This is a genomic window from Bacillus sp. 9.4 (assembly GCF_055486415.1).
On record NZ_JBVFMU010000009.1, the window covers coordinates 39,544 to 55,210 of the forward strand.

Annotated in this window: 16 protein-coding genes; all 16 read left to right on the plus strand. The window is 43.5% G+C overall.

The genetic code is table 11. From position 1 onward, the window contains the following. Nucleotides 1–76 precede the first annotated feature (76 nt). The 16 genes from tilS (at nucleotide 77) to lysS (ending at nucleotide 15,373) form a co-directional block, all read left to right on the plus strand. The gene (gene tilS, locus ACZ07B_RS21885; RefSeq protein WP_086343358.1) at nucleotides 77–1,495 is read left to right on the plus strand and encodes a tRNA lysidine(34) synthetase TilS; all 1,419 of its coding nucleotides are present in this window, start codon (nucleotides 77–79) and stop codon (nucleotides 1,493–1,495) included. Continuing rightward, nucleotides 1,492–2,034, plus strand: a complete 543-nt coding sequence (gene hpt, locus ACZ07B_RS21890) for a hypoxanthine phosphoribosyltransferase (protein WP_464877674.1) — start codon at nucleotides 1,492–1,494, stop codon at nucleotides 2,032–2,034. Before tilS ends, hpt begins: the two co-directional genes overlap by 4 nt. Before the next feature lie 97 nt (nucleotides 2,035–2,131). After that, nucleotides 2,132–4,045 (plus strand): ATP-dependent zinc metalloprotease FtsH, encoded by a 1,914-nt coding sequence (gene ftsH, locus ACZ07B_RS21895; RefSeq protein ID WP_003243881.1) that lies wholly within the window; start codon nucleotides 2,132–2,134, stop codon nucleotides 4,043–4,045. A 193-nt stretch (nucleotides 4,046–4,238) separates the two neighbouring features. Further along, entirely contained in the window at nucleotides 4,239–5,015 is a 777-nt protein-coding gene (locus ACZ07B_RS21900; protein WP_010886388.1) for a type III pantothenate kinase, read from the plus strand. Between the two features lie 11 nt (nucleotides 5,016–5,026). Next, nucleotides 5,027–5,902, plus strand: coding sequence for a redox-regulated molecular chaperone HslO (hslO, locus tag ACZ07B_RS21905; RefSeq protein ID WP_003226695.1), 876 nt, complete (start codon nucleotides 5,027–5,029; stop codon nucleotides 5,900–5,902). Nucleotides 5,903–5,948: 46 nt separating this feature from the next. Continuing rightward, complete coding sequence (locus tag ACZ07B_RS21910) at nucleotides 5,949–6,842, plus strand: peptidyl-prolyl cis-trans isomerase (RefSeq protein WP_069322317.1); 894 nt, start codon at nucleotides 5,949–5,951, stop codon at nucleotides 6,840–6,842. A gap of 75 nt (nucleotides 6,843–6,917) precedes the next feature. Then, nucleotides 6,918–7,844 carry a cysteine synthase A gene (gene cysK / locus ACZ07B_RS21915; RefSeq protein WP_003218399.1) on the plus strand — a complete coding sequence of 309 codons (927 nt, stop codon included), beginning with the start codon at nucleotides 6,918–6,920 and terminating at the stop codon, nucleotides 7,842–7,844. Between the two features lie 166 nt (nucleotides 7,845–8,010). Beyond that, complete coding sequence (locus ACZ07B_RS21920; RefSeq protein WP_044052656.1) at nucleotides 8,011–9,423, plus strand: anthranilate synthase component I family protein; 1,413 nt, start codon at nucleotides 8,011–8,013, stop codon at nucleotides 9,421–9,423. A 13-nt stretch (nucleotides 9,424–9,436) separates the two neighbouring features. Then, nucleotides 9,437–10,021: an aminodeoxychorismate/anthranilate synthase component II gene (pabA, locus tag ACZ07B_RS21925; protein WP_015715111.1), complete on the plus strand. Its 585-nt coding sequence runs from the start codon at nucleotides 9,437–9,439 to the stop codon at nucleotides 10,019–10,021. Beyond that, nucleotides 10,021–10,902 (plus strand): aminodeoxychorismate lyase, encoded by an 882-nt coding sequence (pabC, locus tag ACZ07B_RS21930; RefSeq protein WP_003226685.1) that lies wholly within the window; start codon nucleotides 10,021–10,023, stop codon nucleotides 10,900–10,902. The genes pabA and pabC overlap by 1 nt, the downstream gene beginning before the upstream one ends. Beyond that, on the plus strand, nucleotides 10,884–11,741 hold the full coding sequence (folP, locus tag ACZ07B_RS21935) for a dihydropteroate synthase (protein ID WP_024571695.1): 858 nt from the start codon (nucleotides 10,884–10,886) through the stop codon (nucleotides 11,739–11,741). Before pabC ends, folP begins: the two co-directional genes overlap by 19 nt. After that, nucleotides 11,734–12,096: a dihydroneopterin aldolase gene (gene folB, locus ACZ07B_RS21940; protein ID WP_024571694.1), complete on the plus strand. Its 363-nt coding sequence runs from the start codon at nucleotides 11,734–11,736 to the stop codon at nucleotides 12,094–12,096. Before folP ends, folB begins: the two co-directional genes overlap by 8 nt. Continuing rightward, nucleotides 12,093–12,596: a 2-amino-4-hydroxy-6-hydroxymethyldihydropteridine diphosphokinase gene (gene folK, locus ACZ07B_RS21945; protein ID WP_024571693.1), complete on the plus strand. Its 504-nt coding sequence runs from the start codon at nucleotides 12,093–12,095 to the stop codon at nucleotides 12,594–12,596. Before folB ends, folK begins: the two co-directional genes overlap by 4 nt. Beyond that, complete coding sequence (locus tag ACZ07B_RS21950; protein WP_003226678.1) at nucleotides 12,548–12,757, plus strand: helix-turn-helix domain-containing protein; 210 nt, start codon at nucleotides 12,548–12,550, stop codon at nucleotides 12,755–12,757. Before folK ends, ACZ07B_RS21950 begins: the two co-directional genes overlap by 49 nt. Nucleotides 12,758–12,780: 23 nt before the next feature. Continuing rightward, nucleotides 12,781–13,782, plus strand: coding sequence for a tRNA dihydrouridine synthase DusB (dusB, locus tag ACZ07B_RS21955; RefSeq protein ID WP_464877675.1), 1,002 nt, complete (start codon nucleotides 12,781–12,783; stop codon nucleotides 13,780–13,782). 91 nt (nucleotides 13,783–13,873) lie between these two features. Beyond that, nucleotides 13,874–15,373, plus strand: coding sequence for a lysine--tRNA ligase (gene lysS / locus ACZ07B_RS21960; RefSeq protein WP_003226674.1), 1,500 nt, complete (start codon nucleotides 13,874–13,876; stop codon nucleotides 15,371–15,373). Nucleotides 15,374–15,667: the final 294 nt, after the last annotated feature.

The following is a 15,667-nucleotide window of genomic DNA, read 5'->3' on the forward strand; positions in this document are numbered from 1 at the left end:
CTTCTTTGCTTGGAGGGGTTGAAAGTGTTAGGATATGAATATCTTTAAAATACCTGCTCATTGTGAGGAGGACATTGTGAAAAGTGTCAAAGATTTTTTAAACAAACACAATCTTACGTTAAAAGGGGCGACAATCATTGTAGGCGTTTCTGGCGGTCCGGACTCAATGGCTCTTCTTCACGCGTTGCATACGTTATGCGGCCGTTCAGCGAATGTTATTGCAGCTCACGTTGACCATCGGTTCAGAGGTGCGGAATCCGAGGAGGACATGCGTTTTGTCCAAGCTTATTGTAAAGCTGAACAGCTCGTGTGCGAAACGGCTCAAATCAATGTAACCGCATATGCACAGGAAAAAGGACTCAATAAGCAGGCTGCAGCACGCGATTGCCGCTACCAGTTTTTTGAGGAAATCATGTCGAAGCACCAAGCGGACTATCTAGCTCTTGCGCATCATGGTGATGATCAGGTTGAAACAATGCTTATGAAACTGGCTAAGGGTACGCTTGGAACGGGACTTGCGGGAATGCAGCCGGTTAGACGTTTTGGCACGGGGCGGATCATCAGGCCGTTCTTAACCATTACAAAGGAAGAGATCCTTCACTATTGCCGTGAAAACGGCTTGAGCTACCGGACGGATGAAAGCAACGCCAAAGATGACTACACAAGAAACAGATTCAGAAAAACAGTGCTCCCGTTTTTGAAGCAGGAATCTCCGGATGTGCATAAAAGGTTTCAGAAAGTGAGTGAAGCACTGACGGAAGATGAGCAATTCTTACAGTCATTAACGAAAGATGAAATGAATAAAGTAATCACAAGCCAGTCTAATACATCAGTTGAAATCAATTCCTCTCAATTGCTTGCCCTCCCGATGCCTTTACAAAGAAGAGGAGTTCAACTAATATTAAACTATCTTTATGAAAACGTTCCATCATCCTTTTCGGCCCATCACATTCAGCAGTTTCTCGATTGGGCGGAAAATGGCGGTCCTTCAGGAGTACTGGACTTTCCGAAAGGGCTGAAGGTGGTCAAATCATATCAGACATGTTTGTTTACATTTGAACAATGGCAGTGCAAAAATGTTCCCTTTGAATACCAAATTAGCGGAGCTTCTGATGAAACGGCAGTGCTCCCTAATGGATATCTGATAGAGGCAAAGCATTATGCGGACTCGCCTGAAGAACATGGGAATGCTGTTTTTATCACAAGTGAAAAAAAGGTGCGATTTCCCTTAACAATCCGGACGAGAAAAGCTGGAGACCGGATCAAACTAAAAGGGATGAACGGCTCAAAAAAGGTAAAGGATATATTTATTGATAAGAAACTGCCTCTCCAAGAAAGAGACAACTGGCCGATTGTGACGGACGCAAGCGGTGAAATTATCTGGATACCTGGCTTGAAAAAATCAATTTTTGAAGATCTTGTGATTCCAAACAGCGACCGCATTGTATTACAATATAGACAGCATGAAAAGTGTAGGGGGCAAGCAAAATCATGATGAAACATGATATCGAGAAAGTACTGATCTCAGAGGAAGAGATACAAAAGAAAGTAAAAGAGTTAGGTGCAGAATTAACGAGCGAGTATCAAGATACATTTCCGTTGGCAATCGGTGTGTTAAAAGGAGCACTTCCTTTTATGGCGGATCTTATCAAGCATATTGATACATATTTGGAAATGGATTTCATGGATGTATCAAGCTACGGAAATTCTACGGTTTCTTCTGGAGAAGTAAAAATCATTAAAGATTTGGATACATCTGTAGAGGGCCGGGACATCTTAATTATTGAAGATATCATCGACAGTGGGTTAACCTTAAGTTATCTCGTAGAGCTCTTCCGATACCGTAAAGCAAAATCAATTAAGATTGTTACCCTTTTGGATAAACCGAGCGGAAGAAAAGCGGACATCAAAGCAGACTTTCTCGGTTTTGAAGTTCCTGACGCGTTTGTAGTGGGTTACGGACTTGATTATGCTGAGCGCTATCGCAATCTGCCTTATATCGGAGTGTTAAAACCGGCAGTTTATGAAAGCTGATCGGCAGCCTGCTTCCGAGATGGTTATTGTTTGTATTGGAATGATTTTCTATGGTACTATTGAACATAGTTGTGCTTACTGTGGGAGGAGGTAAGGAATGAATCGGGTCTTCCGTAATACCATTTTTTATTTACTTATTTTATTAGTAGTAATCGGGGTTGTGAGCTACTTCCAGACCTCAAATCCGAAAACAGAAAATATGTCGTACAGTACGTTCATCAAAAACCTGGATGACGGGAAAGTTGATAGCGTATCGGTTCAGCCTGTCAGAGGTGTTTATGAGGTAAAAGGGCAGCTGAAAAACTACGACAAAGATCAATACTTTTTGACTCATGTTCCTGAAGGAAAGGGAGCAGACCAGATATTTAACGCTTTGAAAAAGACAGACGTAAAGGTTGAGCCCGCTCAAGAAACAAGCGGATGGGTGACGTTCCTGACGACCATCATCCCATTTGTCATTATCTTTATTCTGTTTTTCTTCCTGCTCAATCAGGCTCAAGGCGGCGGCAGCCGTGTCATGAACTTTGGCAAGAGTAAAGCGAAGCTGTATACAGAGGAAAAGAAACGCGTCAAATTTAAAGACGTTGCAGGGGCTGACGAAGAAAAGCAAGAACTTGTTGAAGTTGTTGAGTTTCTGAAAGATCCCCGCAAGTTTGCCGAGCTTGGCGCCAGAATACCGAAAGGCGTGCTTTTAGTCGGGCCTCCGGGTACCGGTAAAACATTGCTTGCCAAGGCTTGTGCAGGAGAAGCCGGCGTACCTTTCTTCAGCATCAGCGGATCTGATTTCGTTGAAATGTTTGTAGGGGTCGGTGCTTCCCGTGTGCGTGACTTGTTTGAAAATGCGAAAAAGAATGCGCCTTGTTTGATCTTCATTGATGAAATTGACGCAGTCGGACGTCAGCGTGGCGCTGGTCTCGGCGGTGGACACGATGAACGTGAACAGACGCTAAACCAATTGCTTGTTGAAATGGACGGATTCAGCGCTAATGAAGGAATTATCATCATTGCTGCGACGAACCGTGCGGACATCTTGGACCCAGCCTTACTTCGTCCGGGACGTTTTGACCGTCAAATCACAGTGGACCGCCCAGATGTCATTGGCCGTGAAGCTGTATTGAAAGTCCATGCGAGAAACAAACCGCTGGATGAAACGGTTAACCTAAAATCAATTGCCATGAGAACGCCAGGCTTCTCAGGCGCTGACTTAGAAAATCTCTTGAATGAAGCTGCACTTGTGGCGGCTCGTCAAAACAAGAAAAAAATCGATGCGCGTGATATTGACGAAGCGACGGACCGTGTAATTGCCGGACCTGCTAAGAAGAGCCGCGTTATCTCCAAGAAAGAACGCAATATCGTGGCTTATCACGAAGGCGGACACACCGTTATCGGTCTCGTTTTAGATGAGGCAGATATGGTTCATAAAGTAACGATTGTTCCTCGGGGCCAGGCTGGCGGTTATGCTGTTATGCTGCCAAGAGAAGACCGTTATTTCCAAACAAAGCCGGAGCTGCTTGATAAAATTGTCGGCCTCTTGGGCGGACGTGTTGCTGAAGAGATTATCTTCGGTGAAGTCAGCACAGGGGCGCACAATGACTTCCAGCGTGCGACGAATATTGCAAGACGAATGGTTACGGAATTCGGTATGTCAGAAAAACTGGGACCGTTACAATTTGGACAGTCTCAGGGCGGTCAGGTATTCTTAGGCCGTGATTTCAACAACGAACAGAACTACAGTGATCAAATTGCTTACGAAATTGATCAGGAAATTCAGCGCATCATCAAAGAATGTTATGAGCGTGCGAAACAAATCCTGACTGAAAATCGTGACAAGCTTGAATTGATTGCCCAAACGCTTCTGAAAGTTGAAACGCTTGACGCTGAACAGATCAAACACCTTATCGATCATGGAACATTACCTGAGCGTAATTTCTCAGATGATGAAAAGAACGATGATGTGAAAGTAAACATTCTGACAAAAACAGAAGAAAAGAAAGACGATACGAAAGAGTAATTCGCTTTCTTTCTAAAAAACTGCCGGCTGACGCTGGCAGTTTTTTTATGTGAATTATGGGCTCAGGTGCGGCTTTTACAATCATCCAATTCTGGTATCGATTTGTTTACAAATGAGCCGCTGATCGTGTATGGTATTGTAGAATGTTTGTAAAAAGTAAAGTAGAGAAACTATTCAAAAGTGGTGATAGAGGTTGTTACTGGTTATCGATGTGGGGAACACCAATACTGTACTTGGTGTATATCATGATGGAAAATTAGAATATCACTGGCGTATAGAAACAAGCAGGCATAAAACAGAAGATGAGTTTGGGATGATTTTGCGCTCCTTATTTGATCACTCCGGGCTTATGTTTGAACAGATAGATGGCATTATTATTTCGTCAGTAGTGCCGCCAATCATGTTTGCGTTAGAAAGAATGTGCACAAAATACTTTCATATCGAGCCTCAAATTGTTGGTCCGGGTATGAAAACCGGTTTAAATATAAAATATGACAATCCGAAAGAAGTGGGGGCAGACAGAATCGTAAATGCTGTCGCTGCGATACACTTATACGGCAATCCATTAATTGTTGTCGATTTCGGAACCGCCACAACGTACTGCTATATTGATGAAAACAAACAATACATGGGCGGGGCGATTGCCCCTGGGATTACAATTTCGACAGAGGCGCTTTACTCGCGTGCAGCAAAGCTTCCGCGTATCGAAATCACCCGGCCCGACAATATTATCGGAAAAAACACTGTTAGCGCGATGCAATCTGGGATTTTATTTGGCTATGTCGGCCAAGTGGAAGGAATCGTTAAGCGAATGAAATGGCAGGCAAAACAGGAACCAAAGGTCATTGCGACAGGAGGCCTGGCGCCGCTCATTGCAAACGAATCAGATTGTATAGACATCGTTGATCCATTCTTAACCCTTAAAGGGCTGGAATTGATTTATGAAAGAAACCGCGTAGGAAGTGTATAGGAGGTTTAGTAATGGATTATTTAGTAAAAGCACTTGCGTATGACGGAAAAGTTCGGGCTTATGCAGCGAGAACGACTGATATGGTAAATGAGGGGCAGAGACGCCATGGTACGTGGCCGACAGCATCCGCTGCATTGGGCCGCACAATGACAGCTTCACTTATGCTCGGCGCTATGCTGAAGGGCGATGATAAGCTGACCGTGAAAATCGAGGGCGGAGGTCCGATCGGAGCTATTGTAGCTGATGCTAATGCCAAAGGAGAAGTCAGAGCCTATGTCTCTAACCCGCAAGTTCATTTTGATTTAAATGAACAAGGCAAGCTTGATGTCAGACGTGCGGTTGGAACAAACGGAACGTTAAGTGTCGTAAAAGATTTAGGTTTGCGCGAGTTCTTCACAGGACAAGTAGAAATCGTTTCAGGAGAATTAGGCGATGATTTCACTTACTATCTTGTGTCATCTGAGCAGGTTCCTTCATCAGTGGGCGTAGGTGTGCTCGTAAATCCTGACAATACCATTCTTGCGGCAGGGGGCTTTATTATTCAGCTGATGCCGGGAACAGATGATGAAACAATCACAAAAATTGAACAGCGTCTATCTCAAGTAGAGCCGATTTCTAAGCTCATCCAAAAAGGGCTGACACCAGAAGAAATTTTAGAAGAAGTCCTAGGCGAGAAACCTGAGATTTTGGAAACGATGCCTGTCAGATTCCATTGCCCTTGTTCAAAAGAACGGTTCGAAACAGCCATTTTAGGACTAGGCAAAAAAGAAATTCAAGATATGATAGAAGAAGATGGACAAGCCGAAGCAGTATGCCATTTTTGTAATGAAAAGTACTTATTTACAAAAGAAGAGCTGGAAGGGCTTCGTGACCAAACTACCCGCTAAGCTCTTTAGCGGGTTTTTAATTTGAGAAAAGGGGCTGAAAGCAGGTTTGAAATCAAGAACAATCTGGACCATTATTTTAGGGGCGCTGTTGGTTTGCTGTATTGCTGTTGCATATACGCTGACGAAATCCCAAACCGGCGCATCGTCATCCGGTGAGTCTATTGCGACTATCGGAGGCAAGAGTGTGACAAGAGAAGAATGGCTGAAAGAAATGGAAGATCAGTATGGTAAGTCAACGCTTGAAGATATGATCAATGTCCGAGTTGTTGAGCAGCTGGCTAAAAAGAACAACCTTAAAATATCCAAAAGCGAAGTTGATCGTGAGTTTTTGCTGATTAAAGCGGTCAATAATTCCTTTTACGAAGATGAACATACGACGGAGAAAGAGTGGAAAGACCAAATTCGTTATAATATCCTCCTTGAGGAATTGTTAACAAGGGATATCGATATCTCAAACAAAGAATTGGAATCATTCTATAATAAAAATAAGGAACTATATCAGTTTGATGATTCGTATCGAATTCGGCACATTGTTGTAAAAGATGAAGAAGAAGCGAGAGAAGTCCTAAAAGAACTGAAAGGCGGATCAAGCTTTGAAGCTGTCGCTGCCGAAAGATCTACAGACAGATATACATCACCATACGGCGGAGATTTAGGTTTTGTCACAGAGGCATCAGACAACATTCCATCAGCATACATTGAAGAGGCGAAAACACTCAAAGAGGATGAATGGTCTCAGGAACCAATAAAGGTCAGCAACGGATATGCCATTATCCAGCTGAAAGAAAAACTAAAGGCAAGAACGTTCTCATTTGATGAAGTAAAGGACCAGATCAGACGGCAAATCGCAATGGATCAGCTAGGCGATAAAGCGACAGTTAAGACACTTTGGAAAGAAGCCGATGTATCTTGGTTTTATGGGGAAAAAAGTACTAAGTGATTGACAAAAAATTTTGAAATTGATAGATTATATACATAATACCAATACAAATAGTCGGAAATTGAGGTGTCGAGAATGGTACGTGTAGCAAACTCCATTACTGAATTAATTGGGAATACGCCAATCGTTAAATTAAATCGCCTTGCAGATGAAAACAGTGCGGATGTATATCTAAAACTTGAATACATGAACCCTGGAAGCAGTGTAAAAGACCGTATCGGTTTAGCCATGATTGAAGCGGCTGAAAAAGAAGGAAAATTAAAAGCCGGTGATACAATCATTGAACCGACAAGCGGAAATACTGGAATCGGGCTTGCAATGGTTGCTGCTGCTAAAGGATTAAAAGCCATTTTGGTTATGCCTGATACAATGAGCATGGAGCGCCGCAACCTTCTTCGCGCATACGGTGCTGAGCTTGTGCTGACTCCTGGTGCGGAAGGCATGAAAGGTGCCATTAAGAAAGCTGAAGAGCTTGCTGAAAAGCACGGATACTTTGTGCCGCAGCAGTTTAACAACCCTTCTAACCCCGAAATTCACCGCCAAACAACGGGTAAAGAAATCGTTGAGCAATTCGGTGATGATCAGCTTGACGCATTTGTAGCCGGAATCGGAACGGGCGGAACGATTACGGGAGCGGGCGAAGTGCTGAAGGAAGCATACCCTTCCATCAAGATTTATGCTGTTGAACCGTCAGATTCCCCAGTGCTTTCAGGAGGAAAACCAGGCCCCCACAAAATTCAGGGAATCGGAGCGGGATTCGTGCCGGACATCTTAAACACTGAAGTATATGATGAAATCTTCCCTGTGAAGAATGAAGAAGCATTCGAATATGCCCGCAGAGCTGCACGTGAAGAAGGAATTCTCGGAGGCATCTCATCAGGTGCGGCAATTTATGCTGCTCTTCAAGTAGCAAAAAAACTCGGAAAAGGCAAAAAAGTATTGGCCATCATTCCAAGTAACGGCGAACGTTATCTAAGCACGCCGCTGTACCAATTCGATTAAAAAAAGCCAAAACTCCCGGTTCGCCGGGAGTTTTTTTATATTTCGTGCATCAAATATGCCATGTCTGCGACGAATGTTATTCTTGGAAGAGAAATTCACTTTTTTCACTAACAACATTGCTTTACAATTAAAAACAAGTAAAAAAGAAAATAGAGGAATGATACAAATGGCACAACGCAGACCGGCAGGCAAAAAAATACCTTTTCAAAAAGACTCATTCTTACAACAATTTGAGAAACTTGCGCAATCCCGGAAACATCATGTACTTCTCGAAAGTGCAAGAGGCGGCAGATATAGTATAGCCGGTCTTGATCCAATTGCGACTGTGAAAGGAAAAGACGGAATAACTACAATTAAGCATGGTGATGAGATGCTGTTTAAAGAAGGTGATCCATTACGGGCCTTCCACAGCTGGTTTAAAACACTGGAAACAGAAACGAATCATGAGTTCCCTGACTTTCAAGGCGGGGCAATCGGGTTTCTCAGCTATGATTACGCACGGTACATTGAAAATTTTAAAATGCTCTCATTAGATGATCTAGAAACACCAGATATTTATTTTCTTGTTTTTGATGATATAGCAGTTTATGACCATCAAGAAGAGTCTCTATGGCTGATTACTCATGTTAATGGTTCTGATCAGGAAACAGCGGATGTGAAGCTATCTGAGTTAGAGCAGATGTGGCTGACTGAGCTTCCCGCTGTCTCTTCGCGAGAGATGAACCCTGAAACAGATGGTTCTTTCGCGGCGCCATTTACCGAGGATGGGTTCTCACAAGCTGTAGAGAAAATCAAACAATACATTGCCAGCGGAGATGTGTTTCAAGTCAATCTATCAATAAGGCAGTCACAGTCACTGTCTGCCCACCCATATCAAATTTACAAAACCTTGAGAGAAGTAAATCCTTCTCCTTATATGGCGTATTTAGAAACACCTGATTTCCAAATCATTTGCGGATCGCCTGAACTGCTTGTCAGCAAAAAGGGCAAGCTATTAGAGACAAGACCGATTGCGGGCACCCGTTCCAGAGGGAAAACAAATGAAGAAGACGAGGCGCTTGCAAACGAATTGATACACAATGAAAAAGAACGCGCGGAACATGTCATGCTGGTTGATCTTGAGCGAAATGATCTGGGAAGAGTATCACGTTACGGGTCTGTGCGCGTAAATGAATTCATGGCAATTGAAAAATACTCGCATGTGATGCACATTGTGTCTAATGTCCAAGGTGAACTGCAGGATGGGTATGATGCTGTAGATATTATTCATGCTGTGTTTCCCGGAGGAACCATTACTGGTGCACCGAAAGTAAGAACGATGGAAATTATAGAAGAACTTGAGCCGACACGCCGAGGGCTTTATACTGGATCTATAGGATGGTTTGGATATAATCACGATCTGCAGTTTAATATCGTCATTCGAACCATTTATGCAACCGGAGGGCAGGCATTTATGCAGTCCGGCGCAGGAGTTGTGATTGATTCTGTTCCGAAGCACGAATACAAGGAATCATTCAAAAAAGCTTTTGCGATGCAAAGAGCATTAGAGCTGAGCAAAGAAGAGACAAAAATTAGATGAGGTGAGCGGAGAAATGATTTTAATGATTGATAACTACGATTCATTCACGTACAACTTGGTACAGTATTTGGGCGAGCTTGGGGAAGAGCTGGTTGTGAAACGCAATGATAGCATCACAATCGAAGAAATTGAAGAACTGTCTCCGGACTTTCTGATGATATCTCCCGGACCGTGCAGCCCTGATGAGGCGGGAATCAGCCTCGAAGCAATTAAACATTTCGCAGGGAAAATTCCTATTTTCGGTGTATGTCTCGGACATCAGTCCATCGCACAAGTGTTCGGTGGTGATGTTGTTAGGGCAGAACGGCTTATGCACGGGAAAACCTCGGATATCGAGCATGACGGCAAAACCATTTTTGAAGGGTTGAAAAACCCCCTTGTTGCGACGCGATACCACTCGCTGATCGTAAAACCTGAGACGCTGCCAAACTGTTTTACAGTAACAGCACAAACGAAAGAAGGAGAAATCATGGCTATTCGCCACAATGACCTCCCGATAGAGGGCGTGCAATTTCACCCAGAGTCTATTATGACCTCCTTTGGGAAAGAAATGCTCAGAAATTTTATTGAGACATATCGCAAGGAAGTTATTGCGTGATGATATATGTGAACGGCCGGTATATGGAGGAGAAAGATGCAGTTCTTTCTCCTTTTGACCATGGGTTTTTATATGGGATCGGTGTTTTCGAAACCTTCAGGCTCTACGAAGGCTGCCCGTTTTTGCTTGATTGGCATATAGAAAGGCTTGAACGCGCGCTCAAGGATCTGCAAATCGAATATACTGTTTCAAAGCATGAGATCCTTGAGATGCTGGACAAGCTGCTTAAGCTAAATGATATCAAGGATGGCAATGCCCGCGTCAGACTGAACATATCAGCGGGAATCAGCGATAAAGGCTTTGTCGCCCAGACGTACGATAAGCCAACCGTTTTATGCTTTGTGAATCAGCTGAAACCAGAAAGTCTTCCTTTGCAAAAAGAAGGAAAGGTTTTATCGATACGGAGAAACACTCCAGAGGGATCGTTCCGGTTAAAATCTCATCATTATCTAAATAATATGTATGCGAAACGGGAAATTGGAAATGATCCGCGTGTCGAGGGAATTTTCTTAACGGAGGATGGAGCTGTTGCAGAGGGTATCATATCTAATGTCTTCTGGAGAAAAGGTCGCTGTATCTATACGCCATCGCTTGATACCGGTATTCTGGACGGCGTCACGAGACGTTTTATCATAGAAAATGCAAAGAATATCGGCCTGGAGCTCAAAACGGGCCGATATGAGCTAGAAGCTCTCTTGACAGCTGACGAAGCGTGGATGACGAACTCGGTTCTTGAAATCATCCCGTTTACTAAAATAGAAGAAGTAAACTATGGAAGCCAAAGCGGAGAAGCAACCTCCGCTCTTCAATTGTTATACAAAAAAGAAATAAAGAACATGATGTATGAAAAGGGAGGAAGAGCATGGCGCAGCACACAATAGATCAAACACAAGTAATCCACACTAAGCCCAGCGCTTTATCATATAAAGAGAAGACGCTGGTGATGGGAATTTTAAACGTAACGCCTGACTCTTTCTCGGACGGCGGAAAATATGACAGCTTGGACAAGGCGCTGCTGCACGCGAAAGAGATGATCGATGATGGTGCCCATATCATTGATATCGGAGGGGAATCGACAAGGCCTGGCGCTGAGTGCGTATCTGAGGATGAGGAGATGTCCAGAGTCATTCCGGTGATTGAGCGGATTACGAAAGAGCTTGGTGTTCCTATTTCTGTAGATACGTACAAGGCTTCTGTCGCAGATGAAGCAGTGAAAGCCGGCGCATCCATTATCAATGATATTTGGGGAGCCAAACATGATCCGAAGATGGCTTCCGTTGCAGCTGAACATAATGTTCCAATTGTTCTCATGCATAACCGCCCTGAAAGAAACTACAATGACTTATTGCCGGATATGCTGACGGACTTAATGGAGAGTGTAAAAATTGCTGTTGAGGCCGGAGTAGACGAGAAGAACATTATTCTTGATCCCGGTATCGGTTTCGCGAAAACCTATCACGATAACTTGGCAGTGATGAACAAACTAGAGATTTTCAGCGGGCTGGGATATCCGGTTCTTCTGGCAACCTCCCGAAAAAGATTCATCGGACGTGTTCTGGATCTTCCGCCTGAGGAGCGGGCTGAGGGCACAGGCGCGACTGTGTGTCTCGGCATTCAAAAAGGCTGTGACATTGTCAGGGTCCATGATGTAAAACAAATTGCCAGAATGGCGAAAATGATGGACGCGATGCTGAATAAGGGAGGGGTGCACCATGGATAAAGTTTATGTAGAAGGTATGGAGTTTTACGGATATCACGGTGTGTTCAAAGAAGAAAACAAACTTGGCCAGCGGTTTAAAGTCGATTTAACCGCTGAGCTGGATTTAAGCAAGGCCGGACAAACAGACGACCTTGAACAAACAATCAACTATGCTGAGCTCTATCACGTATGTAAAGATATCGTGGAAGGGGAGCCTGTAAAATTGGTGGAAACGCTGGCAGAACGTATTGCTGACACTGTTCTCGAAAAATTTCAGCCGGTTCAGCAATGTACGGTGAAAGTGATTAAGCCAGACCCGCCAATTCCCGGACACTATAAATCAGTAGCGATTGAAATCACGAGAAAAAAGTCATGAACAACATAGCTTATATTGCACTTGGATCTAATATTGGAGATAGAGAAACGTATTTAAGGCAAGCAGTGGCTTTACTGCATCAGCATGCTGCGGTGACAGTCACTAAAGTGTCGTCTATTTACGAAACTGAACCGGTCGGATACGAAGATCAAGCTGAATTTTTGAATATGGCTGTTGAAATCAAGACATCACTGAACCCTTTTGAACTCCTTGAACTGACGCAGCAGATAGAAAATGAATTAGGCAGAACAAGGGAAGTAAGATGGGGGCCGCGGACGGCAGACCTTGACATTTTGTTATTTAATCGTGAAAATATTGAAACAGAGCAACTAATTGTTCCGCATCCGAGAATGTATGAGCGTTTGTTTGTCCTTGCGCCGCTTGCGGAAATTTGCCAGCAGGTTGAAAAAGAGGCTACAAGCGCCGAAACAGACCAAGAAGGTGTAAGAGTATGGAAGCAGAAATCTGGGGTAGACGAATTCGTGCATTCAGAAAGCTGAAAGGTTATACTCAAGAAGGATTTGCAAAAGCATTAGGTATATCAGTTTCTATTCTCGGCGAAATTGAACGCGGAAACCGATTGCCGTCAGCTGCCATCATTCAAGATGCAGCAGATGTTTTAAATATAAGTGCGGACGAATTGGCGCCGCCAGAAAAATAGAACAAATGAAAGGAGGAGAAAAATTGTTCAAAATCGGAGATATTCAATTGAAAAACCGGGTTGTGCTCGCACCTATGGCTGGTGTCTGCAACTCTGCGTTCAGATTGACTGTAAAGGAATTCGGAGCCGGATTGGTATGCGCTGAAATGGTCAGTGACAAAGCGATCCTTTACAACAATGCAAGAACAATGGGTATGCTTTATATCGATGAACGTGAGAAACCACTGAGCCTTCAAATTTTCGGAGGAAAAAAGGAAACCCTTGTGGAAGCGGCGAAGTTTGTAGACCAAAACACAACTGCTGATATCATTGATATTAACATGGGATGTCCCGTGCCGAAGATTACAAAATGCGATGCGGGAGCCAAATGGCTTCTCGACCCTGATAAGATTTACGAAATGGTTTCTGCAGTAGTGGATGCTGTTAATAAACCAGTTACAGTGAAAATGAGAATGGGCTGGGATGAAGACCACATTTTCGCAGTGAAAAATGCACAGGCTGTAGAACGTGCGGGCGGTAAAGCAGTGGCGCTTCACGGCCGTACGAGAGTGCAGATGTACGAAGGAACGGCAAACTGGGATATCATCAAAGAAGTAAAACAATCAGTATCGATTCCGGTTATCGGAAACGGCGATGTTAAGACACCGCAGGATGCTAAGCGTATGCTCGATGAGACAGGAGTAGACGGGGTCATGATCGGACGCGCTGCATTGGGCAACCCGTGGATGATTTACCGTACGGTTCAGTATCTTGAAACAGGTGAATTAAAAGAAGAGCCGCAAGTACGCGAAAAAATGGCCGTATGCAAACTGCATCTTGACCGCCTGATTGACTTAAAAGGTGAAAACGTAGCGATAAGAGAAATGAGAAAGCACGCTGCATGGTATCTGAAAGGCGTGAAAGGCAATGCGAACGTTCGTAATGAAATCAATCATTGCGAGACGAGAGAAGAGTTTGTACAGCTTTTAGATGCATTTACGGTTGAAGTTGAGGCAAAAGAGCTTCAAAATGCAAAAGTAGGATAATACTCACCTCTATTTGCTGCTCACTGCTAGTTTTACGCTGGCAGTTTTTCTGCTTTTTTCATGAAACAATATCTGTAATGGAGTGATAACAATGAGTCAAGAAGAGCATAACCATGAAGAATTGAACGATCAGCTGCAAGTCAGACGCGATAAAATGAATCAGCTGAGAGATAACGGCATCGATCCATTCGGCGCACGTTTTGAAAGAACTCATCAGTCTCAAGAAGTTATTTCGGCATATCAAGATCTAACCAAAGAAGAGTTAGAAGAAAAAGCGATTGAAGTTACAATCGCAGGCCGCATGATGACAAAACGTGGCAAAGGAAAAGCCGGCTTTGCCCATCTTCAGGATTTAGAAGGCCAAATCCAAATCTACGTAAGAAAAGACAGTGTCGGTGACGACCAATATGAAATCTTCAAGTCTTCTGACCTCGGTGATCTTATCGGCGTAACCGGAAAAGTCTTCAAAACAAATGTAGGCGAATTGTCTGTTAAAGCAACTTCCTTTGAATTGCTGACAAAAGCGCTTCGTCCGCTTCCTGACAAATACCATGGTTTAAAAGACGTTGAGCAGCGCTACCGTCAGCGCTACCTGGATCTTATCGTAAACCCAGACAGCAAACATACGTTCATTACACGAAGCAAGATCATTCAAGCTATGAGAAGATACCTTGATGATCATGGATACTTAGAAGTAGAAACACCTACAATGCACAGCATTCCTGGGGGAGCTTCTGCACGTCCGTTTATCACTCACCACAATGCGTTAGACATTCCACTCTATATGCGTATTGCTATCGAACTGCACCTGAAACGTCTAATTGTCGGTGGTTTAGAAAAAGTATATGAAATCGGCCGTGTTTTCCGTAACGAAGGAGTCTCTACACGTCATAACCCTGAATTTACAATGATTGAGTTATATGAAGCATATGCGGACTATAAAGATATCATGAGCTTAACTGAAAACCTTGTCGCTCATATCGCCCAAGAAGTACTTGGCACAACTACGATTCAATACGGGGAAGAGCAAATCGACCTTAAACCGGAGTGGAAAAGAATCCATATGGTTGACGCAGTCAAAGAAGCGACCGGCGTTGATTTCTGGGAAGAGGTTACTGTTGAACAGGCGCGTGAATATGCAAAAGAACATGGTGTAGAAATTAAAGACTCTATGACAGTAGGCCATATCATCAACGAATTCTTCGAACAAAAAATTGAAGAAACGCTTATTCAGCCAACGTTTATTTACGGGCATCCTGTAGAAATTTCTCCTCTTGCTAAGAAAAACCCTGAGGACCCGCGTTTTACAGACCGTTTTGAGCTGTTTATCGTTGGCCGTGAACATGCCAACGCGTTTACAGAGCTGAATGATCCTATTGATCAAAGAGAACGCTTTGAAGCGCAATTAAAAGAGCGTGAAGCCGGTAATGATGAAGCTCATCTAATGGATGAAGACTTTGTTGAAGCTCTGGAATACGGTATGCCGCCAACAGGAGGTTTAGGCATCGGTATCGACCGTCTGGTTATGCTGCTGACGAATGCCCCTTCTATTCGCGATGTGCTGTTATTCCCGCAAATGAGACAACGCTAATAAAGAAGAGCGGTATCCTCCATAGAGAAAGGATGCCGCTCTTTTTAAATTCCTTAGTATTTCTTCAAAAAAACTATTGCACTATTATTTACTAGGTGGTATATTATTATTCGTTGCCGCTAAACAAGGCGATAACGAAAAAATAACTTAAAAAAAGTTATTGACTTCACTGAGTCAACGAGTTATAATAATAAAGTCGCTTGAACGAAGTGAACAAAATGATCTTTGAAAACTAAACAAGACAAAACGTACCTGTTAATTCAGTTTTTAAAAATCGCACAGCGATGTGCGTAG

Excerpts from the sequence above, each read along its gene's own strand:
- pabC (WP_003226685.1), top strand. The coding sequence starts at position 10,021 with ATGATATATGTGAACGGCCGGTATATGGAGGAGAAAGATGCAGTTCTT.
- ACZ07B_RS21920 (WP_044052656.1), top strand. The coding sequence starts at position 8,011 with ATGGCACAACGCAGACCGGCAGGCAAAAAAATACCTTTTCAAAAAGAC.
- cysK (WP_003218399.1), top strand. The coding sequence starts at position 6,918 with ATGGTACGTGTAGCAAACTCCATTACTGAATTAATTGGGAATACGCCA.
- folK (WP_024571693.1), top strand. The coding sequence starts at position 12,093 with ATGAACAACATAGCTTATATTGCACTTGGATCTAATATTGGAGATAGA.
- hpt (WP_464877674.1), top strand. The coding sequence starts at position 1,492 with ATGATGAAACATGATATCGAGAAAGTACTGATCTCAGAGGAAGAGATA.
- folP (WP_024571695.1), top strand. The coding sequence starts at position 10,884 with ATGGCGCAGCACACAATAGATCAAACACAAGTAATCCACACTAAGCCC.
- pabA (WP_015715111.1), top strand. The coding sequence starts at position 9,437 with ATGATTTTAATGATTGATAACTACGATTCATTCACGTACAACTTGGTA.
- folB (WP_024571694.1), top strand. The coding sequence starts at position 11,734 with ATGGATAAAGTTTATGTAGAAGGTATGGAGTTTTACGGATATCACGGT.
- ACZ07B_RS21950 (WP_003226678.1), top strand. The coding sequence starts at position 12,548 with ATGGAAGCAGAAATCTGGGGTAGACGAATTCGTGCATTCAGAAAGCTG.
- ftsH (WP_003243881.1), top strand. The coding sequence starts at position 2,132 with ATGAATCGGGTCTTCCGTAATACCATTTTTTATTTACTTATTTTATTA.
- lysS (WP_003226674.1), top strand. The coding sequence starts at position 13,874 with ATGAGTCAAGAAGAGCATAACCATGAAGAATTGAACGATCAGCTGCAA.
- hslO (WP_003226695.1), top strand. The coding sequence starts at position 5,027 with ATGGATTATTTAGTAAAAGCACTTGCGTATGACGGAAAAGTTCGGGCT.